This is a genomic window from Cellulomonas sp. HD19AZ1 (assembly GCF_004535805.1).
Lineage (GTDB): Bacteria > Actinomycetota > Actinomycetes > Actinomycetales > Cellulomonadaceae > Cellulomonas > Cellulomonas iranensis.
In genome coordinates, this window is sequence record NZ_SPHX01000008.1 from 63,002 (window position 1) to 84,710 (window position 21,709).

General features: G+C 78.3%; 18 protein-coding genes and 1 pseudogene. 11 read left to right on the forward strand and 8 right to left on the reverse strand.

Features of this window, described 5'->3' with window-relative positions:
• Nucleotides 1-191: 191 nt before the first annotated feature.
• From acs to E4A51_RS17220, 4 genes are all read right to left on the reverse strand, one after another.
• Nucleotides 192-2,156 (reverse strand): acetate--CoA ligase, encoded by a 1,965-nt coding sequence (gene acs, locus E4A51_RS17205; RefSeq protein WP_134852548.1) that lies wholly within the window; start codon nucleotides 2,154-2,156, stop codon nucleotides 192-194.
• Between the two features lie 203 nt (nucleotides 2,157-2,359).
• The gene (locus E4A51_RS17210; RefSeq protein WP_134852477.1) at nucleotides 2,360-3,226 is read right to left on the reverse strand and encodes a hypothetical protein; all 867 of its coding nucleotides are present in this window, start codon (nucleotides 3,224-3,226) and stop codon (nucleotides 2,360-2,362) included.
• A 214-nt stretch (nucleotides 3,227-3,440) separates the two neighbouring features.
• Nucleotides 3,441-4,292: a formate/nitrite transporter family protein gene (locus tag E4A51_RS17215; RefSeq protein ID WP_082740283.1), complete on the reverse strand. Its 852-nt coding sequence runs from the start codon at nucleotides 4,290-4,292 to the stop codon at nucleotides 3,441-3,443.
• Nucleotides 4,293-4,366: 74 nt separating this feature from the next.
• Entirely contained in the window at nucleotides 4,367-5,821 is a 1,455-nt protein-coding gene (locus tag E4A51_RS17220; protein ID WP_134852478.1) for an NAD-dependent malic enzyme, read from the reverse strand.
• A gap of 107 nt (nucleotides 5,822-5,928) precedes the next feature.
• Between E4A51_RS17220 and E4A51_RS17225 the strand changes: the two genes are divergently transcribed.
• Both E4A51_RS17225 and E4A51_RS17230 read left to right on the forward strand, forming a co-directional pair.
• Nucleotides 5,929-6,408 carry an NUDIX domain-containing protein gene (locus E4A51_RS17225; protein WP_070320650.1) on the forward strand — a complete coding sequence of 160 codons (480 nt, stop codon included), beginning with the start codon at nucleotides 5,929-5,931 and terminating at the stop codon, nucleotides 6,406-6,408.
• Nucleotides 6,405-7,268 (forward strand): Fic family protein, encoded by an 864-nt coding sequence (locus E4A51_RS17230; RefSeq protein ID WP_134852479.1) that lies wholly within the window; start codon nucleotides 6,405-6,407, stop codon nucleotides 7,266-7,268. The genes E4A51_RS17225 and E4A51_RS17230 overlap by 4 nt, the downstream gene beginning before the upstream one ends.
• Before the next feature lie 286 nt (nucleotides 7,269-7,554).
• On the opposite strand, the gene E4A51_RS17235 is transcribed toward E4A51_RS17230, so the two are convergent.
• Complete coding sequence (locus E4A51_RS17235; protein ID WP_134852480.1) at nucleotides 7,555-8,421, reverse strand: HAD family phosphatase; 867 nt, start codon at nucleotides 8,419-8,421, stop codon at nucleotides 7,555-7,557.
• Nucleotides 8,422-8,532: 111 nt separating this feature from the next.
• Complete coding sequence (locus E4A51_RS17240) at nucleotides 8,533-11,151, reverse strand: helix-turn-helix transcriptional regulator (RefSeq protein ID WP_134852481.1); 2,619 nt, start codon at nucleotides 11,149-11,151, stop codon at nucleotides 8,533-8,535.
• Between the two features lie 231 nt (nucleotides 11,152-11,382).
• On the opposite strand from E4A51_RS17240, the gene E4A51_RS17245 reads away from it, so the two are divergent.
• The 9 genes and pseudogenes from E4A51_RS17245 to E4A51_RS18890 all read left to right on the forward strand — a co-directional run.
• Nucleotides 11,383-12,507 carry a glycosyltransferase family 2 protein gene (locus E4A51_RS17245; RefSeq protein ID WP_134852482.1) on the forward strand — a complete coding sequence of 375 codons (1,125 nt, stop codon included), beginning with the start codon at nucleotides 11,383-11,385 and terminating at the stop codon, nucleotides 12,505-12,507.
• Between the two features lie 103 nt (nucleotides 12,508-12,610).
• A complete protein-coding gene (locus tag E4A51_RS17250; protein WP_134852483.1) occupies nucleotides 12,611-12,838 on the forward strand; it encodes a hypothetical protein in 228 nt (75 codons plus the stop codon).
• A 273-nt stretch (nucleotides 12,839-13,111) separates the two neighbouring features.
• Nucleotides 13,112-13,831 carry a septum site-determining protein Ssd gene (ssd, locus tag E4A51_RS17255; RefSeq protein ID WP_134852484.1) on the forward strand — a complete coding sequence of 240 codons (720 nt, stop codon included), beginning with the start codon at nucleotides 13,112-13,114 and terminating at the stop codon, nucleotides 13,829-13,831.
• Nucleotides 13,832-13,977: 146 nt separating this feature from the next.
• Nucleotides 13,978-15,153, forward strand: a complete 1,176-nt coding sequence (locus tag E4A51_RS17260; RefSeq protein ID WP_134852549.1) for a TadA family conjugal transfer-associated ATPase — start codon at nucleotides 13,978-13,980, stop codon at nucleotides 15,151-15,153.
• Nucleotides 15,150-15,896 carry a type II secretion system F family protein gene (locus E4A51_RS17265; RefSeq protein WP_070321014.1) on the forward strand — a complete coding sequence of 249 codons (747 nt, stop codon included), beginning with the start codon at nucleotides 15,150-15,152 and terminating at the stop codon, nucleotides 15,894-15,896. The genes E4A51_RS17260 and E4A51_RS17265 overlap by 4 nt, the downstream gene beginning before the upstream one ends.
• Complete coding sequence (locus tag E4A51_RS17270) at nucleotides 15,893-16,576, forward strand: type II secretion system F family protein (RefSeq protein WP_134852486.1); 684 nt, start codon at nucleotides 15,893-15,895, stop codon at nucleotides 16,574-16,576. The genes E4A51_RS17265 and E4A51_RS17270 overlap by 4 nt, the downstream gene beginning before the upstream one ends.
• A gap of 390 nt (nucleotides 16,577-16,966) precedes the next feature.
• Entirely contained in the window at nucleotides 16,967-17,146 is a 180-nt protein-coding gene (locus E4A51_RS18820; protein WP_226238931.1) for a DUF4244 domain-containing protein, read from the forward strand.
• The gene (locus tag E4A51_RS17280) at nucleotides 17,143-17,538 is read left to right on the forward strand and encodes a TadE family type IV pilus minor pilin (RefSeq protein ID WP_240696537.1); all 396 of its coding nucleotides are present in this window, start codon (nucleotides 17,143-17,145) and stop codon (nucleotides 17,536-17,538) included. The genes E4A51_RS18820 and E4A51_RS17280 overlap by 4 nt, the downstream gene beginning before the upstream one ends.
• Nucleotides 17,535-17,888: pseudogene (locus E4A51_RS18890) on the forward strand (Rv3654c family TadE-like protein); the annotation flags it as partial. The gene E4A51_RS17280 and the pseudogene E4A51_RS18890, both read left to right, overlap by 4 nt.
• Nucleotides 17,889-18,062: 174 nt before the next feature.
• Here E4A51_RS18890 and E4A51_RS18830 read toward each other — a convergent pair.
• Nucleotides 18,063-18,890 carry a hypothetical protein gene (locus E4A51_RS18830; RefSeq protein ID WP_167748953.1) on the reverse strand — a complete coding sequence of 276 codons (828 nt, stop codon included), beginning with the start codon at nucleotides 18,888-18,890 and terminating at the stop codon, nucleotides 18,063-18,065.
• A gap of 161 nt (nucleotides 18,891-19,051) precedes the next feature.
• Nucleotides 19,052-21,667 carry a DEAD/DEAH box helicase gene (locus E4A51_RS17290; protein WP_134852487.1) on the reverse strand — a complete coding sequence of 872 codons (2,616 nt, stop codon included), beginning with the start codon at nucleotides 21,665-21,667 and terminating at the stop codon, nucleotides 19,052-19,054.
• Nucleotides 21,668-21,709 lie beyond the last annotated feature (42 nt).

Here is a 21,709-nt window from a genome sequence, read left to right on the forward strand (position 1 = left end):
CCTCGCGCACCCCGCTGCGGGGCGCCTGCACTCCGCCTGGGCGGGTCCTGTGAGCGACCCGTGCGCGGGGCGCGCAGGCCCGCGGGGCATGACCCGCGGACGGTGCCGCGACCCGCGGCGCCGGAGCGCCGCGGGTCGCGTGCCGTGTCAGCCGTGCGCGGTCGTGGCCGGGCCCGGGCGGGACGGAGGGGTCAGTCCGCCGACGCGGCCGGGCGGGCGAGCCCCGCCGAGATGAGGTCCATGACCGACGAGTCCGCGAGCGTCGTCGCGTCGCCGACCTGCCGGTGCTCGGCGACGTCGCGCAGCAGGCGCCGCATGATCTTGCCGGACCGCGTCTTGGGCAGCTCGGGGACCACGAGGATCTGGCGCGGCTTGGCGATCGGCCCGATCTCCTTGGCGACGTGCGTGCGCAGCGTCTCCTGCACGGTCGCGGCGTCGGACGACGCGGCCTCGGCGGCGTCGCCCCGCAGGATGACGAACGCGACGACCGCCTGCCCCGTGGTCTCGTCGGTCGCGCCGACCACGGCCGCCTCGGCGACCCACGGGTGCGCGACGAGCGCCGACTCGATCTCGGTGGTCGACAGGCGGTGACCCGACACGTTCATGACGTCGTCCACGCGGCCGAGCAGCCAGATGTCCCCGTCGGCGTCCTTCTTGGCGCCGTCGCCCGCGAAGTACAGGTCGCGGAACCGGGACCAGTAGGTGTCGCGGTACCGCTCGGGGTCGCCCCAGATGCCGCGCAGCATCGACGGCCACGGCTCGGTGACGACGAGGTAGCCGCCGGCGCCGTTGGGGACGGGCTTCGCGTCGTCGTCGACCACGTCCGCCGCGATGCCGGGCAGCGCGACCTGCGCCGAGCCGGGCTTCGTGGCCGTGACCCCCGGCAGCGGGCTGATCATGATCGCGCCCGTCTCGGTCTGCCACCACGTGTCGACGATCGGCGTGCGGTCGCCGCCGATGACGCGGCGGTACCACATCCACGCCTCGGGGTTGATGGGCTCGCCCACCGAGCCGAGCACGCGCAGGCTCGACAGGTCGAACCCGGCGGGGATGTCCTCGCCCCACTTCATGCACGTACGGATCGCGGTGGGCGCGGTGTACAGGATCGTCACGCCGTACTTCTGGACGATCTCCCACCAGCGGCCGCGGTGCGGGGTGTCGGGCGTGCCCTCGTAGATCACCTGGGTCGCGCCGTTCACCAGCGGCCCGTAGACGACGTACGTGTGCCCGGTGATCCAGCCGACGTCGGCCGTGCACCAGTACACGTCGGTCTCGGGCTTGAGGTCGAAGACGTTGAGGTGCGTGTACGCGGCCTGCGTGAGGTAGCCGCCGGTCGTGTGGAAGATGCCCTTGGGCTTCCCGGTGGTGCCCGACGTGTAGAGGATGAACAGCGGGTGCTCGGCGTCGACCTCGACGGGCTCGTGCTGCGGCGACGCGACGTCGACCGCCTCGTGCCACCAGACGTCGCGGCCCGGCGTCCACTCGACGGGCTGGCCCGTGCGTCGCACGACGAGCACGTGCCGCACGCTCGGCGCACCCTTCGCGAGCGCCTCGTCGACCGCGGGCTTGAGCGCCGACGGGTTGCCGCGCCGGAAGCCGCCGTCGGCCGTGACGACGAGCGTCGCCTCGGCGTCGAGGATGCGGCTGCTCAGCGCCTCGGCCGAGAACCCGCCGAACACCACCGAGTGCGGTGCGCCGAGGCGCGCGCACGCGAGCATCGTCACCACGGCCTCGGGGATCAGCGGCAGGTAGATCGCGACGCGGTCGCCCGTGCCGACCCCGAGCGCCGCCATGGCGTTCGCGGCCTTCGACACCTCGCGCTGCAGGTCCGCGTACGTGAGCGTGCGGGTGTCGCCGCCCTCGCCCTCGAAGTGCAGCGCGACCCGGTCGCCGCGGCCCGCCTCGACGTGCCGGTCGACCGCGTTGTACGCGGCGTTCAGGCGCCCGTCGGCGAACCAGCGCGCGAACGGCGCGTCCGACCAGTCGAGGGTCTGCGTGAACGGCGTCGACCACGTCAGCAGGTCCCGCGCCTGGTCGGCCCAGAAGCCCGGACGGTCCGCGTTGGCCCACGCGTACAGGTCGGCGCCCGCGTTGGCCTGCGCGGCGAACTCGCTCGACGGCGGGAACCGGCGGTCCTCGGTGAGCAGGTTCTCCAGGCCCTGCGTGGCCTGCGGATCGTGCGGCGCCTCGGGGGTCTCGGGTGTCGTCGGGGCGTCAGACTGTTCGGTCACGGTGTCTCCTGCGCAGCGGCGTCGGTGCGGCGGTGGTGCTGACCTGGGTGGTCCTCGTGAAGGGACATTAGCCCCGGTCCGGACAGGTCCGCACCGGAACGCGTCCGGAGGGCCCCGCGGGGGACGTCTCAGTGCGCGCGGTTGCGCTCGCGGAACACGCCGAGCCGGACCCCGTGGCGCCGGGCGAGCGCGACGACCACGCCCGCCGTGAGCAGCAGCGCCCCGGCCACGATCGCGGTGCCCGAGGTGCCGGCGACGGTCACCTGCGTGACCGTGAGGCGCCACGTGTCGGCGCCGACGACGTCGAGCGACGCCGTGCGCGCGACCCCCGGTGCGTACAGGTAGACGCCGCCCAGGACGCCGAGCACGAGGCCGGCCGTGAGCGGCACCGCGGCCGTCCACAGCCCGAGCACGAGCAGGGCGGCGAGCAGCAGCACGCCGGCCGTCACGAGCGCGATGCCCAGCAGCTCGAGGGACGCGTCCCAGCGGTCGGCCTGGACGACGAGGATCCGGCTCTGCCCGACCAGGGTCAGCGCGAGCGCGAGCGGGGCGAGCACGAGGCCCACGAGCACCCCGAGCACGTGGGTGCCCGCGTGCGGCGTGCGTGGCGCGTTCGGGTCCGGGAACAGCTCGTCGTCGTCACGCTCGGCCCGGGGCGGGGACGGGACGGGCGCGCCCGTGGGGGGTGCCGTGCCGGTGCCCGGGTCGTCGCCGGCCGGTGACGACCCGGCCGCCACCTGCGTGGGCGCCGTGCGGTCCCCGACCGACGTGCGCGCGGGGGCGTGGCCGGACGGCGGAGCGCTCGGCGGCGCGGCTGCCGGCGCGGGCGTGGCTGACGGGTCCGCGGCGGCCGGGCGCGAGGTGCCGGGCGCGACCACGGGGTCGGGTGCGTCGGCGGCGGGCTCGGGCGGTGCGGGGGTGGGTCGCGCGACCGCGTGCCGCCCCGTGTCGGTGTCGGCGTCGTCGTCCGGGCGCTTCGGGTCGGAGGTGCTCACGGCGTGCTCCTCGGGTCGCGGCCGCGTGACGCGCGGCGCCTGCGGCCACGCTATTGCGCGCGTGCGCGCCACGCCGCCCGTCGCGCGCGGCGCGTCGGCGACACGCACCGGGCCCGCCCGCGGTCGGCGGGTCGGCCGGACCCGACGGCAGCGGACCCGACGGTCGGCCGGAGCCGATGGCCGGCCGACCCCGATGGTCGGCCGGCGCCGACGGTCAGCGGGTCGCGGCCCCCGCGGCCTCGGGCCGCGGCGCGTGCGCGGCGTCGTCCGGCACGACGAGCGTCTCGGTGGCGACCACGCGCCGGACGCCGTACGCGTACGCGGCGCCCACGAGCAGCCCGCCGCCGATCGTGTTGCCCAGCCCGACCGCGAGCACGTTCCGGGCGAACTCGGCGACGGTCGCGTGCGGCAGGCCGCCGTACAGCCCGAGCGAGAACGTCGTCATGTTGGCCACGACGTGCTCGAAGCCGGACGTGATGAACACCAGCACGCACGCGAACACGGCCGCGATCCGCGCGATCTCGCTGGTCAGGCGGGCCCAGCACCACACCGCGAGGCACACCATGACGTTGCACAGCACGCCGCGGACCACGAGCTGCAGCGTCGAGGCCTCGGCCTTGTGCGCGATCATCCGCGCGATCGCCTCGCCGCCGGCGGTGCCCGGTGCCAGCACGCCCGACACGTGCAGCAGCCCAGCGAACGCCATCGCACCCAGCAGGTTGCCGGCCAGGCACGCGAGCAGCGTGAGCCCCGCGCGCCCCCAGCCGACCCGGCCGAGCATCGCGCCCTGCGTGAGGATCATCATGGCGCTCGTCGCGAGCTCGCCGCCGGCCACCAGCACGACCATGAGCGCGATGCCGAACACCGCCCCGTTGACGAGCGGCGCCCACGGCGACCCGGCGACCGTCAGCGGACCGCCGGCGGTCACCATGATGAGCACGCCGATGCCGATGTAGGCGCCGGCGAGCATGGTGCGGACGAGGAAGAGCCCGGGGGTGCGGGTCAGCTCGACCTTGTGGACGGCGCCGTCGCCGTGCGCGGCGACGGCCTCGGGGATGCTCAGCACGCGTCCATCGTCGTGCGTGGTCGGAGCCCGGACGTGGGACGAAAGTTCCGGCGGTCCGGGTGGACGCGCGGGGGTCAGTCGTGCTCGCGCAGGCGCACCGCCGCGATCTCCCCGGTCGCGGCGCGCGGCTCGCGGCCCGCGCCGTCGGCCTCGGCCGCGCGGCGCACGGCCGCCGCGACCACCGACGTCACGTCGGGGTGGAACACGCTCGGCACGATGTACGTCGGGTTGAGCTCGTCGGGCCGCACCGTCGACGCGAGCGCCTCCGCCGCCGCCAGCAGCATCGCGTCGGTGATGCGGTGCGACTGCGCGTCGAGCAGGCCACGGAACACGCCCGGGAACGCGAGCACGTTGTTGATCTGGTTGGCGAAGTCCGACCGCCCGGTCCCGACGACGGCGGCGTGCTGCGCGGCGTCGTCGGGATCGACCTCGGGCCGCGGGTTGGCGAGCGCGAACACGATCGCGTCGGGCGCCATGCGCGCGACGTCGTCCCCGGTCAGCACGTCGGGCGCCGACAGCCCGACGAACACGTCGGCCCCGACGACCGCGTCGCGCAGCGTGCCCGTGACGCCCCGGTGGTTCGTGGCCTCGGCGGTCCACCGCAGCGACGGGCTCAGCCCGGGCCGGTCGCGGTGGATCACGCCGTCGACGTCCGCGACGACGACGTCCCGCGCGCCCGCGGCGAGCAGCAGCTTGAGCACCGCCGTGCCGGCCGCACCGGCCCCGGACATCACGACGCGCACGTCCGCGAGCCGCTTGCCGACCACGCGCAGCGCGTTGCGCAGCGCCGCGACCACGACGATCGCCGTGCCGTGCTGGTCGTCGTGGAACACCGGGACGTCGAGCCGCTCGCGCAGCCGGCGCTCGACCTCGAAGCAGCGCGGCGCCGAGATGTCCTCGAGGTTGATGCCGGCGAACGCGGGCGCGATCGCGACGACCGTGTCGACGATGCGGTCGACGTCGGTCGTGTCGAGGCAGATCGGGAACGCGTCGATGTCGGCGAACCGCTTGAACAGCACGGCCTTGCCCTCCATGACGGGCAGCGCCGCGAGCGGGCCGATGTCACCGAGGCCCAGCACGGCCGTGCCGTCGGTGACCACCGCGATGGTGTTGCGCTTGATCGTGAGGCGGCGCGCGTCCTCGGGGTGCTCGGCGATGGCCTGGCACACGCGTGCGACCCCGGGCGTGTACGCCATCGACAGGTCGTCGCGGTTGCGCAGCGGCACCTTCGACTCGATCGACAGCTTGCCGCCCAGGTGCATGAGGAACGTGCGGTCGGACACGCGCTGCACCGTGACGCCGTCGAGTCCCTCCAGCGCGCGCACGACGTCGGCCGCGTGGTCGGCGTCACGGGTCGCGCACGTGACGTCGACCGTCATGGTCTCGGTGAACGACGCGGTGACGTCGAGCGCCGTGACGATGCCGCCCGCACGCTCGATCGCGGTCGTGAGGTCCGACACCGCCGTGGGACGGGCCTGCACCTCGAGGCGGGCGGTGATGGACGACGACACGGAGGGCGCGGAGACCATGCCGACATTGTGGACGCGCGCGCCGTGGCGCGCCCGGGGGCCGGTGCGCGCGTCGCACCGCCCCGCCGGCCCGTCGGGCCCGGCGGCGGGGGCCGTAGCATCGGCGCGTGCCCACCCCGCCCTTCGTCCTGGCCCTGCGCGAGCGCGTGGGGCACGACCAGCTCTGGCTGCCCGGCGTGACCGCCGTCGTGCTGCGCGAGCACGACGCGCGTACGCAGGTGCTGCTGGTGCGCCGCGCCGACACCGGCGAGTGGACGCCCGTCACGGGCATCGTCGACCCGGCCGAGGAGCCCGCGGTCGCGGCGGTGCGCGAGGTCCTCGAGGAGGCCGACGTCGTGGCGACCGCGCAGCGGCTCGCGCACGTGGGCGTCGTCGGGCCCGTCGTGTACGACAACGGCGACCGGTCGGTGTACCTCGACCTGACGTTCCGGTGCCGGTGGGAGTCGGGCGTGCCCGCACCGGCCGACGGCGAGAACACCGACGCCGCCTGGTACGACCTCGACGACCTGCCCCCGATGTCCGCGTCGATGCGCGCGCGCCTCGACGCCGCGCTGCCCGAGCGCGGCGAGGCGACGTTCACGGCGTGAGCGGCGCCGCGCCCGACCCGCTCGCCGACCTGGCCGCGCTCCCCGGCGTGCGTGACGCGGTCGACGCCGCGCGCGCCGCGTGCGAGGAGCTGCGCTGGCACGAGGCGTTCCGGCGGCGCTGGCGCGAGGTGCGCGCCGAGGCCGGGCTGCGGGCCGCCGCGGCGTCGGCGGCGCTGGACGGCGCGCCCGTCGGGGTCGAGGCGCTGCGTGCGTGGGCGACCGGGACGTCCGCACCCGGCGGCGGGGTCGAGGCGGTCGCGGCGGGGGCGCTGCGCGCGCAGGCGCTCGTCGAGCGGCACCTGCCCGACCTGGGCGCGCGCCCCGGCGGCGCCGTGGTGCCGCTGCCGCAGCTGGTCGCGCGGCTGCACGCGGCGGCGGCCGCGGGCGTCGTGGCCGACGACGACCTCGGGCGGCCGCGGACCGGGGCGCCGGGCGACCTGCGCGGCCTGGGGGAGGCGCCGGCTCCGGCCCTCGCGAGCGACCGGGTCGCCGCGGTCCTGCGGGACGCCGACGCCTCGCGGGCGCCGGGCCTCGTGGTGTCGGCGGTCGTGCACGCCGAGCTGCTCGCGGTGCGGCCGTTCGCTGCTGCCAACGGCGTGGTCGCGCGGGCCCTCGCGCGGCTGCTGGCGACGCGCACGGGCCTCGACCCGACGGGCACCGTGCTGCCCGAGGAGGTGTGGCGCGACGCGCCGCCCGCGTACGTCGCCGCGGCGGCGCGCTACGCGGCGGGCGACGTCGCGGGGGTCGCGGCGTGGCTCGTCGCGCACGCCGACGCGGTCCGCCGTGGCGCGCTGCTCGCGCGCGGCGTCGCGGACGAGGTGCTCGCGGGGCGGCACGCGGGTGCGGGGCGAGGCCGCTGACGGCCGGACGTGCGTCGTCGTGCACGCCCCCGCACGACGACGGCGCCCCCAGGGAGCGCCGTCGCCGTACCGACGACCGGAGAGTGATCATGCGTGCAACGTCGCGGTCGCTCCGGGACGAGCCCGGTCGACCGGCCCAGAGGGGGGCCATCCTGCGCGTGGGTGCTCTCGCGGTCGTTCAGTTGTGACCCCCGTCCTACACCCCGTCCGCGCGGCGGGGCAACGGTCCCGCGCGTCGGTGCAGGACCCCCGCGCCCGCGGCCCGGATCGTGGGACGCGACGCCCGTCAGGCGGGACGGCGCCGCCGGTGCCACCACCACGCCGCGAGCACCACGGCGACGCCCGCCGCGAGGACGGCGCCCGACGTGACGCCCACGCGGCGGTCGAGCCGGCGCAGCGGCACGGGCCGTCGGAACGTCAGCACGGCCCAGCCCTCGGCGAGCGCGAGGCGCCGCAGCGCGCGGTCGGGGTTGACGACCGCGCCGTGGCCGACCGCGGCGAGCATGGGGGCGTCGGTCACGGAGTCCGAGTAGGCGAAGCACGCGGCGAGGTCGTAGCCGCGCGCGGCGGCGAGGTCACGGATCGCGGTCGCCTTGTGCTCGCCGTACGCGTAGAACTCGATCTCCCCGGTGTACCGCCCGTCCTCGACGGTCATGCGCGTCGCGATCGCCGTGTCGGCGCCGACCAGCGCCGCGATCGGCTCGACCACCTCGGCGCCCGACGCCGAGACGACCACGACGTCGTGGCCCGCCGCCCGGTGCCGCGCGATGAGGTCGAGCGCCTCGGCGTACACCGTGGGGTCGATCGACTCGTGCAGGGTCTCGCGGACGATCGTCGAGACCTGCGCGACGTCCCAGCCCGCGACGGTGCGCGCGAGCGCGGCGCGCAGCCGCTCGGTCGACGTCTCGCCCGCACCTCCCAGCAGGTACGCGAGCTGCGCGTACGCGGACGCGACGACCGAGCGGCGCGTCAGCAGGCCCTGCGCGAGGAAGCCCTTGGAGAACGCGGTCGCCGACGACGTGGCGATGATCGTCTTGTCGAGGTCGAAGAACGCGGCGACGCGCCCGCGCGGCGCCGGCCCGCCGCGCGCGACGGGGTCGACGGGCAGCGGGTCGACGGGGTCGACGGGGACGGGGTCGACGGGGACGGCCATGACGCTCCGCGACGCTTGGGGACCGGACGTGCGCGAGCGTAGCGGGAGCCGCCGACGCGGGGCCCTCCCCGCCGCAGGGCGGGCGCCCGGCGCGGATCGGGCGCGCGCGGGTCAGAGCAGCGCGGCCACGCGGTCCCGTGCGTCGACGCCGAGCTTGCGGAAGATCCGGTAGACGTGGTTGTCGACCGTCCGCTCGCTCACGAGGAGCCGGTCGGCGATCTGCCGGTTCGTGGCCCCGCGCGCGACCAGCCGCGCGATCTCCAGCTCGCGCGGCGTGAGGTGCGCCGCGGGGGACAGCGCGCCCGTGACGAGCCCGAGATCCTCGTCCGCCGCGTCCACGAGAGCGCGCAGGTGCGCCGCCTCGCGCGTCGCGGCGGCCGTGTCGCCCGCGGCCCGCAGCGCGCGGACCGCGGCGACGTGCGCGCGGGTCGCGTGCAGCGCCAGGTCCCGCTCGCGCAGCCCGTCGGCGACCGTCAGCAGCGCGGCGGGCGAGCCGTCGGCGCAGGCCCGCAGGTACTCGCCCAGCGCGGGCAGCAGCGTGCCCTGCGCCGCGGCGGCGCGCTCGGCCACGGCGCGCGCCCGCGCGGCGTCGCACCACACGCCCGCGAGCTCGGCGCCGTCGACGACCGCGGCAAGGACGTCGCCGCGCGCGAGCGCGTCGTCGAGCCCCGCCCACGCGTCGGTGGTCGCCTCCCGCGGCCCGGTCCCGGTCACCGCGGCGAGCGCGGCGGCCGGCGGCCCGGGCCGGGCGAGCGGCGAGAACGCGGCCCGCAGGGGCGACGCCGCGAGCTGCCCGACCATCGAGCGGGCGGTTGGCACGGCGCCCTCGAGCGCCGACAGCAGGGCGCCCGTCCCGAGCAGGCCGGCCCGGCTCGAGGGGCGGTGCGGCGACGGCACGCCGACCGCGAAGACGTCGGTGAGCACCCGCCGCAGCGTGCGCAGCCGGCCCTGCAGGTACAGGCCCGCCGCGACCACCTCGCCGTGGGGCTCGATCTCGGCGTCCGTCTCGGCGTACGTGCCGCGCGCCTCGTCGAGCAGGCCTGACGACCGGTCGACCGCGCCCTGGACGTCGCCGCGGCACAGCAGGGCCATCGACGTGAGCGCGACGTGGTCGGTGCGCGGCCGCAGCCGGTCGGTGTCGGTCGAGGCCAGCTCGTCGAGCGCGTCCTGCGCACGTCCCTGCGCGAGCAGACCCTCCGCGCGCACCAGCCCCTGCATCGCGCCGAGCTGGGCGTGCAAGGGCCCCGTGCCCTCGACCGCGCGGCCCAGCGCGTCGTCGCGCTCGGTCGTCGGTGCACGCGTGGCCCCCGTCGCGTCGTCGGGCTCGCCGCCCGCCGGCCCGAGCACGAGCTCGACGTGCCGCGTGAGGGCCGCCGCGAGCGTGAGCCGCTGGTCCTCGTCCGGCACGTCGTCCGACGTCACGACCGCGAGCGCGGCGGTCGGCTCGCGCACGACGAGCGCGCGGTAGGCGTACTCCCACGCGCGCACGAGCACCGTCCCCGCGCGCCCGGCCCCGGGCGGCGCGTCGTGCGACGCCGTCAGCACGGCCTCGACCGCGTCGCGCGGGGCACCGGCCGCGACCAGCGCGTCGAGGTACGCCAGCGTGCGCACCGGCGTCCGTTCGCGCTCCCACGCCACGCGCGCGACCGCCGCGCGCGTCGCCGCGTGCCGCCGCAGCACGCGGCCGAGCACGGCGGCGGCCCCGGCCGTCGAGCGGCCGTCGGCGGCACCGGCGACGCCGACCGCGACGTCACCCGTGCCGTCGGGGCCCAGCGTGCGCGCGATCGTCTCGCCCGCGTGCAGGTCGCGGACCCCGCCGCCGGTGTGCCGGACGTGCTCGGCCAGCAGCGGCGGGAACAGCGCGGCGGCGGTCTCGTCGCCGAGCGGCAGGACCCGCAGCAGCCCGAGGTCCTCGAGGGCCACCAGCCGCTCCCACGGCACGAGCCGAGCGGCCGTCGCCACGTCGGGGGGCCCGGCCGCGGCCAGCACCTGGAGCGCGTCGCGCTGCGCGTCGTCGAGGGGGGCCAGCAGGGGCTCGACGACGACCGCGAGCGCCGGCGTCCGCAGGTCCACGGGCGCGGTCCACCGCCCGCCGCGCCGCACGAGCGCACCGGCGCGCCGCGCCTCGACCACGAGGGTCCGCGCGAGGCCGGGCAGCCCGCCCGACAGCGCGTACACGCGGGCGGCGACGTCGGTGTCGACGTCGCCGCCGAGCACGTCGGCGACGAGCGTGTGCACGTCGTCGAACGGCAGCTCCGGGACCCGTAGCACCGTCGCGTCGGCGCCTGGCGGCGGGGGCAGCAGGCGCAGCACGCGCCTGGCCGGCGGGCGGCTCGTGGCCAGCACGACGACCCGGTGGCGTCGCGCCGCCGCGGCCAGCACCGCGGCCGACGTCGCGTCGAGGTCGTCCGCGTCGTCGACGACCAGCAGCGCGCGCGAGCCCGACAGCGCGCGGCCGACCTCCTCGACCGCCGACGCGAGCGCGCCCGCCCGGCCGGGCGGGGCCGTCACGACCCCCGCGAGCACGAGCGACTCGAGCGGCGCGCCCGTGCCCGCTGCGCCCGGCACGCGCACCACGCCGCGCCCGCCGTCGGCGACGACGTCGGCGACGCGCGCGAGCAGCGTGCTGCGCCCCGACCCGGGCAGGCCGACGAGCGTCGTCGTCGTCCCCTCCGCGACGGCCCGCAGGACGACGTCGAGGAACCGCGTGCTCGGCGCCGGCACGTCCATCCGTCCACGGTAGTGACGCCCCGGCCGTCGCGCGCGACGGACCGTGCCGTGCCGGTGGCCGTGTGCACCGGTCGGGCGGTGTCTGTGCTCACGCCCCGACCACGGGGTGCTCGTCCTGGGACGCAGGCTCCCTCGGCCCGGGCCGTCGGCGGCCGTGCACGCCCGTCGCAGCCGTTGCCTGGTCACCGGCGCCACGACCGCACGGGGCGGTCCGCCGGACGGGAGCAGGACATGGAGCAGCAGGGGGCGGGCGCGGTCGTCGCGCCGCGGGTGGGACGGACGCCGACGCGCGACGACCTCGTCGTGCTGGTGCCCGCGCACGACGAGCAGGACGCGATCGGCGGGACGCTGCGCGCGCTCGAGCGGCAGACGGTCGCACCGGGGCGCGTCGTGGTCGTCGCCGACCGCTGCACCGACGCGACCGAGGACGTCGCGGCCGCGCACGGCGCGCAGGTGCTGCCGACCGTCGGCAACGCGCACCGCAAGGCCGGTGCGCTCAACCAGGCGCTCGAGCACCTCCCGTGCGACGGGACCCGCTACGTGCTCGTCCTCGACGCGGACACGCGCCTCGCGCCGCACTTCGTCGAGACCGCGCTCGCGCTGCTCGACGCCGACGCCGGGCTGGGCGCCGTGAGCGGCATCTTCACCGGCGAGGAGCCGCACGGCTACCTGCAGCGCTGCCAGGCCAACGAGTACGTCCGGTACCGCGGGCAGATCCTCACGACGCGCCGCGTCGCGGTGGTCACGGGCACGGCGTCGGTGTTCCGGCTGACGGCCCTGCGGGACGTCGCGGGCGCGCGGGGCGGTGCGCTGCCCGGTGTGCGCGGCGACGTGTACGACCGGTCCGCCATCACCGAGGACTCCGAGCTGACGCTCGCGCTCAAGACCCGCGGCTGGCGGCTCGCGGCTCCCGCGGCCGCGCGCTGCCGCACCGAGCTCATGCCGACGTGGGGCGCCCTGCACCGGCAGCGTGTGCGCTGGTACAAGGGCATGCTCGACAACCTGCGCGAGTACGGCCTGACGCGGGTCACGGCGCGCTACGTCGGCCAGCAGGTGATGATCGCGCTCGGCACCGCGACGCTCGCGGTGCTCCTGGCCCTGACCGCCGTCTCGGCGGTCGCCGGCACGTTCGCGCTGCAGCCGTTCTGGCTCGCGGTGGGCGGCGTGTTCGTCGTCGAGCGCGTGGTGACCGTCACCGAGGCGGACGCACGCGGCCGCCTGCTCGCGGTGACGGTGCTGCCCGAGCTGGTGTACGCGATCGCGCTGCAGGTCGCGTTCGTCCACGCGCTCGCGCTCGCTCTCACGCGGCGCGACACGGCATGGAACCACGTCGTGGCGAGGCCGGCCGCCGGCTGACCGCGCCGTCGCGTGCCGGCCGTCCGCGGCCGCACGCCCAGGACGTCGTGCGTCGCACGACGCGTCGCCCGGGAGGTCCGGGCCGTGAACCGAAGGAGGAGACATGTACGAGCTGAACGCGACCTCGACCGGTGCCCTCGCGGCGACCGGCGCGGGGATCCTTCAGGGGTGGGTGGCGGTGTGGACGCTGCTCGTCGCGGGCCTCGCGCTGCTGACCGTCACCCGGGTCGCACGCCTGCGCCTCGAGCACCGCCGTGGAGGGACGGCGGGGCTCGCGGCGTCGGAGGCGCCGCAGCACGCGCGTGCCACGCGGCGCACCGGGCGGTCGTAGGCGACCGCCACCCCGGGGTCGAGGAGGGCCCTGCGGGACGGGCTCGTCGTCCGTCGTCGGCGGGGTGGCGGGCCCGTGCTGCGGGACCTCGTGCGTCGCTCCCGGCGCGGGGCGGACCGTGCGCGGCGCCTGCGCGGCGAGCCGACCCCAGTTCCCGGCGGGCAGCGGGACGTCCACGGGTGCGCCGGCGCCGCCCCGGGGCAGCGGTCGCCGGGCGCGACGATCGCACGGCCAGCCGCCGACCGGCGGCCGCCTCGACCGGCAGGAGCACGCATGGAGCACGCACGCAGCGCCACCGTGGTCGGGGTCGTCGGCGCCGGCGGCGGCGTCGGTGCCTCGACGTTCGCGGCGCTGCTCGCGCGGCGGCTGTCCCGCGGCACCGCCACGGCTCTCGTCGACCTCGACCCCGCCGCCGCGGGCATCGACGTCGTGCTCGGCCTCGAGGACGCCGACGGCGCGCGGTGGCCCGACCTGCGCGGCGCCGGCGGCGACGTCCCCGGCGCCGACGTCCTCGCGCTGCTGCCCCGCTGGGGCGCGTGCGCGGTGCTGTCGGCCGACCGGACGCGCCCCGAGCCCGTCGACGCGGGGGTCCGGGTGGACGTGCTGCACGCGCTCGCGCGCACGCTCGGGGCGCTCGTGCTCGACCTCGGCCGCGGCGCCGTCGTCGAGGGCGACGCGCCGCTGCCCGCGTGCGACGCGGTCGTCGTGGTGGCCCGCCCCGACCTGCGGTGCGTCGCGGGTGCGCTCGCGCTGCGCCCGCGCCTGGCCGCGTCCGGTGCGCCGCACGGTCTCGTGGTCCGCGGCGCCGGTCCCGCCGGGCTGGCCGCCGCCGACCTCGCCGACGCCACCGGTCTCGACGTGTGGCACGCGGGCCGCGACGACCGCGGCCTGGCGGCGCGGGCTGAACGGGTCGGGCTCGGGGGACGCGGACCCGCCACGCGCGCCGCGGAGGCGGTCGCGCGCCGGCTGCCCGCCGGCGGCATCGGGTGGTGAGCCCGGACGACGGCGCGGCGGTGGTTCCCGCGGCGCGGCCGTCCCGTCAGCCGCGCGGCGCGGCGTCGGCCGCGGCTCCGGGGTCCGGGCAGGTGCCCTGCGACGCCCCCGCGCGGCGTCCGGTCCCGGCAGCGGTCGTCACCCGCGTGCGGGACGCGTTGCGCGAGGGCGCACCCGCCCCGGGCGCGGCCGTGGGCGACGGCCTGACGCGGCTCGTCGATGCGGCGCTGCGCGCGACCGGCACCCTGCTCGGCCCGGTCGCGCTCGCCGAGAGCGTGCGCGCCGTCGCCGACGAGCTGCTCGGCGCAGGCCCGCTGCAGCGCTGGCTCGACGACCCCGCGGTCACCGACGTCCTCGTCAACGGCCCGCGCGACGTGTGGGTCGAGCGCGCAGGACGTCTGCGCCGCGTCGACGTCGACCTCGGCACACCCGCCGACGTGCGAGCGCTCGCGGTGCGGCTCGCGGCGGCCGCCGGACGCCGCCTCGACGACGCCGCGCCCACCGTCGACGCCCGGCTGCCCGACGGCACGCGCCTGCACGCCGTGCTGCCGCCCCTCACCGACGCGTGCACCACGCTGAGCCTGCGGGTCGTGCGGCCGTGCGCGTTCACGCTCACGGACCTCGCGGCGTCCGGCACGGTCGCGCCGCCGCTCGTCCCGCTGCTGCGGGCCCTCGTCGACGCGCGCGCCAACCTGCTGGTCTCGGGCGCCACGGGCGCCGGCAAGACGACGCTGCTCGCCGCGCTGCTGTCCACGGTCCCGCACGACGAGCGCGTCGTGCTGGTCGAGGAGGCGGGCGAGCTCGTCGCCGACCACCCGCACGTGGTGCGCCTCACCGCGCGCGCCCCCAACGTCGACGGCGCCGGCGGGGTCCACCTCGCCGACCTCGTGCGCCAGGCGCTGCGCATGCGACCGGACCGGATCGTCCTCGGCGAGTGCCGCGGCGCCGAGGTCCGCGAGGTGCTCGCGGCGCTCAACACGGGCCACGAGGGCGGGTGCGCGACGCTGCACGCCAACACCGCCGCCGACGTCCCTGCGCGGCTCGAGGCCCTCGCCGCGCTCGCGGGCCTCGACCGCGCCGCCGTGGCCGCCCAGGCCGCGAGCGCGGTCGACGCCGTGCTGCACGTGCGCCGCGTCCGGCACGGCACGGACGCCGGACGCCGGTACCTCGCCGAGGTGGGCGTCGTCGTGCGGCGCGACACCGACGGCGGCCTCGAGGTGCGCACCGCGCTCGACGTCGACGCGGCGGGGCGGATCCGTCGTGGCGACGGGTGGTCGCGACTCGCGGCGCGGCTCGGTCACGTCCCGCGGGACGGCCCGTGACGCCGTTCGTCGCGGCGCTCGTCGCGCTGGCCGTGGTCGCGGCGTGCGGACCACCGGTGCGTCGGCTGCCGTGCGGTCCGGGGCGTCCCAGGCCCGGCCGTCCGCTGCCGCCCGGGCCGGTGGGGCGCACGCGGCGACCGCGCACCGGCGGACGGCCCCGCGAGGACCGCACCGGGCCCGCGGCGACCGCGCGCGACGGCGCTGCCGGGGACCTCGCCACCGTGCTGCACGCCGTCGCGTCGCAGCTGCGGGCGGGCGTGCCGCCGCCCGACGCGTGGCGCTCCGTGCTGGGCGTCCCCGGGGCCGACGACGGCACCCCACCGGCACCCGCCCTGCTGGCCGTGGGGCGCGGCGCGGGCCGCGTGGGCGCGCGCCGCGCCGGGGGGCGGGACGACGCCGCGCACCGTGCCCGCGTCCGTGCCGTGCTCGCGGGCACGCGCGTCGCCGCCGAGACCGGTGCCCCGCTGGCCGACGTCCTCGCGGACCTCGCGGACGCCGTCGCAGCCGACGCCGAGCAGTCCGCCGACCTCGCGGCCGCGCTCGCGGGCCCGCGCGCCACGGCCCGTGTGCTGGTCCTCCTGCCCGTGCTGGGGCTGCTCGTGGGCGCCGCCATCGGCGCGCGGCCGTGGGCGGTGCTGACGGGCGGCGGCGTCGGCAGCGCGCTCGGCGCCGCGGGTCTCGTGCTCGCCGCCGCCGGGCACGCGTGGGTGCGGGCGCTGCTGCGGCGCGCGGTGGTGCCGTGACGGCCGGGCTCGTCGCACCGACGGCGGGTGACGTGGGCCCGGCCGCGGCGGCCGGCGTCGTGGTCGCGCTCGCGGTGCTGCTGGGGGCGCTGCCGTGGCGCGTCGCGCGGGCACCCCGTGCCCCGGGCGCCGGGGGGACCGGGGGACGCACCGGCGCCGGGGACGGGCCGGGGGGCGGGAGCCCTCGTGCGCGGCGTCGCCGGGCGCGTCGCCACCGTGGCGACCTGCGGGTTCCCGACCTGACGACCGCGCCGCTCGACCCCGCGTTCGTGCTCGACCTGTGCGCCGCCGCCGTCCGCGGCGGAGCCGCAGTGCCCGCCGCGCTCGTCGGCACGGGCCGCCACCTGGGCGGCGCCGACGGCGACGCGCTCGTCCGGGCTGGCACGGCCCTCGGGATGGGCGCGCCGTGGGACGTCGCGTGGGCCGGTGCGCCCGCGGCGGTCGCCGCCGTTGGCGCGGCCCTGCGCGTCGGGTGGGACGCGGGGTCGTCCCCGGGGCCGCTGCTGCGCGCGGCGGCCGACCGGCGGCGGCGCGACCGTCGCGCCGCGGCGCGCGCTGCCGCGGGTGCGCTCGGCGTGCGGCTGACGCTGCCGCTCGGCGCGTGCTTCCTCCCGGCGTTCGTGCTGCTCGGTCTCGTGCCGGTCGTGCTGGGGCTGGCGGGGGACCTCCTCGGCCGGTGAGGTGCGGCCCGTCGGCTGGGTGGCTCGGCGTCCCGGCGGCCCGGCGGATCGTCGGGCCGCCGGCGCGGTGGCCGGTCCGCCCGGCGAGGTGGTGAGCGTGCGGGTCGGCGACGTCCCGGTCGCGGCGTCCACCCGCCCCCAGTCCCTGCGTCGACTCGGCGCCGGGCAGGTCCGCGTGGCCGCCCCCCGCGGGTGACGCGCGTCCCGCGACTCTCGTGCCGGGCGCCGACGGGGCGTCCGACGAGGACGACGAGAAGGAGCCGACCGATGGGACGAACGCTGGGACGAGGGTGGGGGCGAGGGCTGGGACGAGGACTGGGTCGAGGACGGGGTCGACGCGTCCGGCGACCGAGCGTGCACGGCGCGTGCGGCGGAACACCAGGAGCCAGCGTGGGGGCTCGCGTGGTCGCCCGCGCGCGCCGCGCGACGGACGAGGGCATGGCGACCGCGGAGTACGCGATCGCGACGCTCGCGGCCGTGGCGTTCGCGGGCGTGCTGCTGGTGGTGCTCAAGGGCGGTCAGGTCAAGGCGCTGCTCACCGGTCTGATCGCGCAGGCGCTGGGCGGATGAGCGCGGGGCGTCGCGGTCGTGGGGGCCGTCCCGGCGATGCGGCCCCGGCCGCGGGGCGCGGCGTCCGCGACCGCGGCGCCGTCACCGCCGAGTTCGCGGTGGGCATGGTGGCCGTGGCGGCCGTGCTCGTCGCCGTGCTCGCGGTCGGTGCCGCGACCGTCGTGCGGCTCACGTGCCTCGACGCGGCGCGGACCGCGGCACGCGTCGCGGCGCTGGGGGAGCCTGACGGCGAGGTCGTCGACGCGGCGCGCCGCGTGCTCGGTGCGCGCGGCGGCGACGTCCGCGTGCAACGCGAGGGCAGGTGGGTCACCGTCGCGGTCAGCGCACCGTTCAGCACGTGGGGGACCGGGCTGCGCGCCGCGGCCTCGGCGACCGCCTGGACCGAGCCGTGAGACCCCCGGGACACGCCCGTGGGCAGGCGCCTGGCGGGGCGGCTCACGACCGCGGGTCGGGTGCCGTGCTGGTGCTCGGGGTCGTCGCGGTCGCGCTCGTGCTCGTCGCGGCGACCGGGCTCGTCGGCGGCGCGCACGCGGCGCGTGCCCGTGCCGAGGCGGCGGCCGACCTGGCGGCCCTCGCCGGTGCGCAGCACGTCGCCGACGGCGGCGCCGACCCGTGCGGCCACGCCGCGCAGGTCGCGGGCCGCAACGGCGCCTCGGTGGTGTCCTGCGTGCGCGGCACGCACGCCGACGTGACCGTGCGGGTGCGCGTCGACGCACCCGTCGGCGGGGTGCTCGGTGTCGCGCGCGCCGGGCCGCGCGCCGCCGGTCGCCGCACGGGTCGGTCGGGCGCGCGGCGACCCTCGCGCGCGCTCGCGGTTACGTCCCGGGGCGCGCGACCGGCCAGCCGGTCTGCCGGCGCGGACACCGGCCGGGGAGGGCCGGCTGAACGGTCGGGCTCCCCGCACGCGGCGTCGGCGTCAGCCGGTGCTCTCCGGTCCGGCCTCCGTCGGCACCTCGAGGGCGAAGAGCGTGCCCAACGGCGCCGCGAGGGCGCGGCCCAGGGTCGTCTCGTCGAGCAGACCGCGCTCCGCGAGCACGCGCAGGGCGGCGTCGCGATCGGCCAGGATCGCGGCGCGCTCGGCCTCGGGGATGCTGCGCGCGGCCAGCTCGGCGGCGAAGCGCTCGCCGGTCGTCGTCGGGGTGGGGGGAGCGACCCGCGGCTCGGGGTCCCGCACCCGGAAGCGCAGCACGGTCACGACTGTCAGCAGGAGACCGAGCGCGAGCGTGGTCCACACCGGCGCCTGCAGGGTCGTCGGGAGGTCGTAGCCGTCGCGGCCGGAGACGGTCGGCATGCTGATCGAGGCGAAGACCCCGCACACGGCGAACACCGCTCCGACGCCGCAGACCATGCCCGACCACCTTGCGCCGCTGCGCACCCAGGCGACGCCGGTGACGAGGAGCGCCACCACGGCGAGGGCGAAGCACACGGCGGCGATCGGCACCGACCGGTCCGCCGGCATGCGCTCGACGAGGTCCGACTCCGCACCGAGCACGGCGACCCCGGCGATCGGCGCGACCAGCGCGGCGATCACGAGGACGACCCCGACGCCGGTGAGCGCGCGCCGCGCGGGGCCGGGCTCGCGGTGCTCGATCAGCCCCGCGATCGCGGCGCCGTCGTCGCCGAACGTCGCGACGACGTCGGGGTAGGACTGGCAGGCCATCGCCTCGAGCATGCCGAGCCGCAGCGAACCGGCGGCCGAGTGGGCCTCGGCCCAGGACCGCGCGTCAGGGTGAACCAGCGCCATGATGTCGGCACGCTACCAACGCATTGCCCGCCGGGCCGCAGGCAGAGCTGCGGCCGTGTGACGAGCCGACGGATGCGCCGAGCGCGTCACGGAGGCACGACGTCACGGCGATCCGGCGAGCGCCGCGTGCCACCACGGACCGGTGCGGCGTGACCGCGCGGTCAGGTGGACGGCGCCGCCGCGGCGTGCGCGAGCACGGTGGACAGCAGGCGCAGCGCCCCGGCCTTGTCGAGCGGGTCGTTGCCGTTGCCGCACTTGGGCGACTGCACGCAGGCCGGGCAGCCGGTCGCGCACGGGCACGCGGCGATCGCGTCGCGCGTCGCGCGCAGCCACACCGGCCCCAGGTCGAAGCCGCGCTCGGCGAACCCCGCGCCGCCCGGGTGGCCGTCGTGCACGAAGACGGTCGCGTGCCCCGTGTCCGGGTGCACGAGCGTCGACAGGCCACCCAGGTCCCACCGGTCGCACGTCGCGAGCAGCGGCAGCAGCCCGATCGACGCGTGCTCGGCGGCGTGCAGCGCGCCCGGTGCGACCTCGAGCGTGACCCCCGCCCGCTCCAGGACCTCCGGCGGGGCCGTCCACCACACGGCGGCGGTGCGCAGCGTGCGCGCCGGCAGGTCCAGGTCGTGCGTCGACAGCACCTGCAGGTCGGGGATCCGGCGACGCTGGTAGCCGACCACCTGCGTCGTCACGTCGACCTGCCCGAACGACCACGTGACGGGCCCCCACGCGACCTCGCGCTCGACCTCGACGACGCTGGTCGACGTGACCCACCGCGCCCACGTGCCGTGGTCGACGTCGCGCCGCGTCGCGAGCGCGACCCCGTCCTCGAGGTGCAGCTCGTCGACCACGTACGTGACGCCCAGGTGCACGTACACGGCGCCCGGGTGCACGGTCGCGTCCGCCGACGCGGCGTCCACCGTGCCGAGCAGCCGACCCGTCGCGCTCTCGACCACGCGCACCGGCTGACCGCCCGCACCGCGCAGGTCCGTGAGACGGCTCGCCGGCTCGGCGTGCGTCCAGTACCAGCCCGACGAGCGGCGCCGCAGGATCCCGCGCTCGGTGAGCTGACCCAGCACCGCGAGCGCCCGCGGCCCGAACAGGTCCAGCTCCTCGCTGCGCAGCGGCCGTTCCGCCGCCGCCGCGCACAGGTGCGGCGCGAGCACGTACGGGTTGCCGGGGTCGAACACCGTCGCCTCGACGGGTGCGTCGAGCGCGGCCTCGGGGTGGTGCACGAGGAACGTGTCGAGCGGGTCCTCGCGCGCGACGAGCACCACGAGCCCCTCCGCGCCGGCGCGTCCGGCGCGCCCCGCCTGCTGCCACAGCGACACGCGTGTGCCGGGCCACCCCGCGATGAGCACCGCGTCCAGGCCCGAGATGTCGACGCCCAGCTCGAGCGCGTTCGTCGTCGCGAGCGCGCGCAGGTGACCCGCGCGGATCGCCTCCTCCAGCGCGCGCCGCTCCTCCGGCAGGTAGCCGCCCCGGTACGACGACACGAGGGCCGGCAGCGTCGGGTCGACCGCGCGCAGGTGGTCCCGCGTCGTGGCGGCCACCGACTCCGCGCCGCGGCGCGACCGCGTGAACGCCAGCACGCGCGCACCGGCCGACACCAGGTCGGCCAGCAGGTCGGCGACCTCGGCCGTCGCCGTGCGTCGCGGGCGGTCCTGCGGCACGGCCACGAGGCGCTCGCCCGTGCCCACGGGACCCGATCCCTCGGTCGGCGGGGCGGGCTGCGGAGCGGGACCGTCGACGCCCGAGCCGCGAGCCGCGAGGCCGTCCGGGTCGCCCGGGTCCGCCGGGCCGTCGGCGGAGCCGGCCCCGTCCGCGCCGCCCGGTCCCTCGGGCACGTCGGGCGGGGGAGGAGCCACCACGACGGTCGCCCACGGGTCCTCGTCCGGCAGCAGCGACGCCCACGGCCCGTCGCCCCCGGGCAGCTCGGGCGGCTGCCACAGCACGAGCGTCTTGCGGCCGGCGGGAGACGCGTCCGTGGTGACCGCGTGCACGTCGTCGGCGTCGACGCCCAGCAGTCGCGCCGCGCTCGCGGCGGGGTCCGACGTCGTCGCCGAGGCCATCACGACCACGGGGGACGCGCCGTACGCGGCCGCGAGCCGCCGCAGCCGCCGCAGCACCAGCGCGACGTGCGCGCCGAAGACGCCCCGGAACGCGTGGCACTCGTCGACCACCACGAACGCGAGCGACGACAGCACGCGCGACCACGACGCGTGCGCGGGCAGCAGGGCGAAGTGCAGGAAGTCGGGGTTCGTCAGCACCACGTCCGCGTGCTCGCGCACCCAGCGGCGCTCGTCGCGCGACGTGTCGCCGTCGCACGTCGCGACGCGCACGTCGCGCGTGCCCGCCGCCGCGAGCAGCCGCTCGAGCGCCGCGAGCTGGTCCGCCGCGAGCGCCTTCGTCGGGCTGAGGTACAGCACGGTCGGGCGGCGCTGCACCGACTCGATGCGGCCCGGGTCGAGCAGCGCTCCCGCGGCACCCCGGCGCACGGCGGACAGCGCGGGCAGCCAGAACGCGAGCGACTTGCCCGACCCGGTCGACGTCGCGAGGACCGTGTGGCGCCCCGACCACGCGGCGTCGGCCGCGTCCGCCTGGTGCTCCCACGGCCGCTCGACGCCCAGTGCGCGGTACCCCCGCACGACGTCCGCGTCGGCCCACGCCGGCCAGTCCGCGCGCGCACCCGGCCGTGCCGGCAGGTCCCGCACGTGGGTCGCCCGGTCCGCCCGCCGGCCGCCGGCGAGCAGCACGTCGAGCAGCTCGCCGGGACCCACGCCCCCATCCTCCCACCGGCTCGTCGGGCGCCGGCGGGCGCC

Excerpts from the sequence above, each read along its gene's own strand:
- E4A51_RS17220 (WP_134852478.1), bottom strand. The coding sequence starts at position 5,821 with ATGGTCTCCGCGCCCTCCGTGTCGTCGTCCATCACCGCCCGCCTCGAG.
- E4A51_RS17235 (WP_134852480.1), bottom strand. The coding sequence starts at position 8,421 with ATGGCCGTCCCCGTCGACCCCGTCCCCGTCGACCCCGTCGACCCGCTG.
- E4A51_RS17240 (WP_134852481.1), bottom strand. The coding sequence starts at position 11,151 with ATGGACGTGCCGGCGCCGAGCACGCGGTTCCTCGACGTCGTCCTGCGG.
- E4A51_RS17245 (WP_134852482.1), top strand. The coding sequence starts at position 11,383 with ATGGAGCAGCAGGGGGCGGGCGCGGTCGTCGCGCCGCGGGTGGGACGG.
- E4A51_RS17250 (WP_134852483.1), top strand. The coding sequence starts at position 12,611 with ATGTACGAGCTGAACGCGACCTCGACCGGTGCCCTCGCGGCGACCGGC.
- ssd (WP_134852484.1), top strand. The coding sequence starts at position 13,112 with ATGGAGCACGCACGCAGCGCCACCGTGGTCGGGGTCGTCGGCGCCGGC.
- E4A51_RS17280 (WP_240696537.1), top strand. The coding sequence starts at position 17,143 with ATGAGCGCGGGGCGTCGCGGTCGTGGGGGCCGTCCCGGCGATGCGGCC.
- E4A51_RS18830 (WP_167748953.1), bottom strand. The coding sequence starts at position 18,890 with ATGGCGCTGGTTCACCCTGACGCGCGGTCCTGGGCCGAGGCCCACTCG.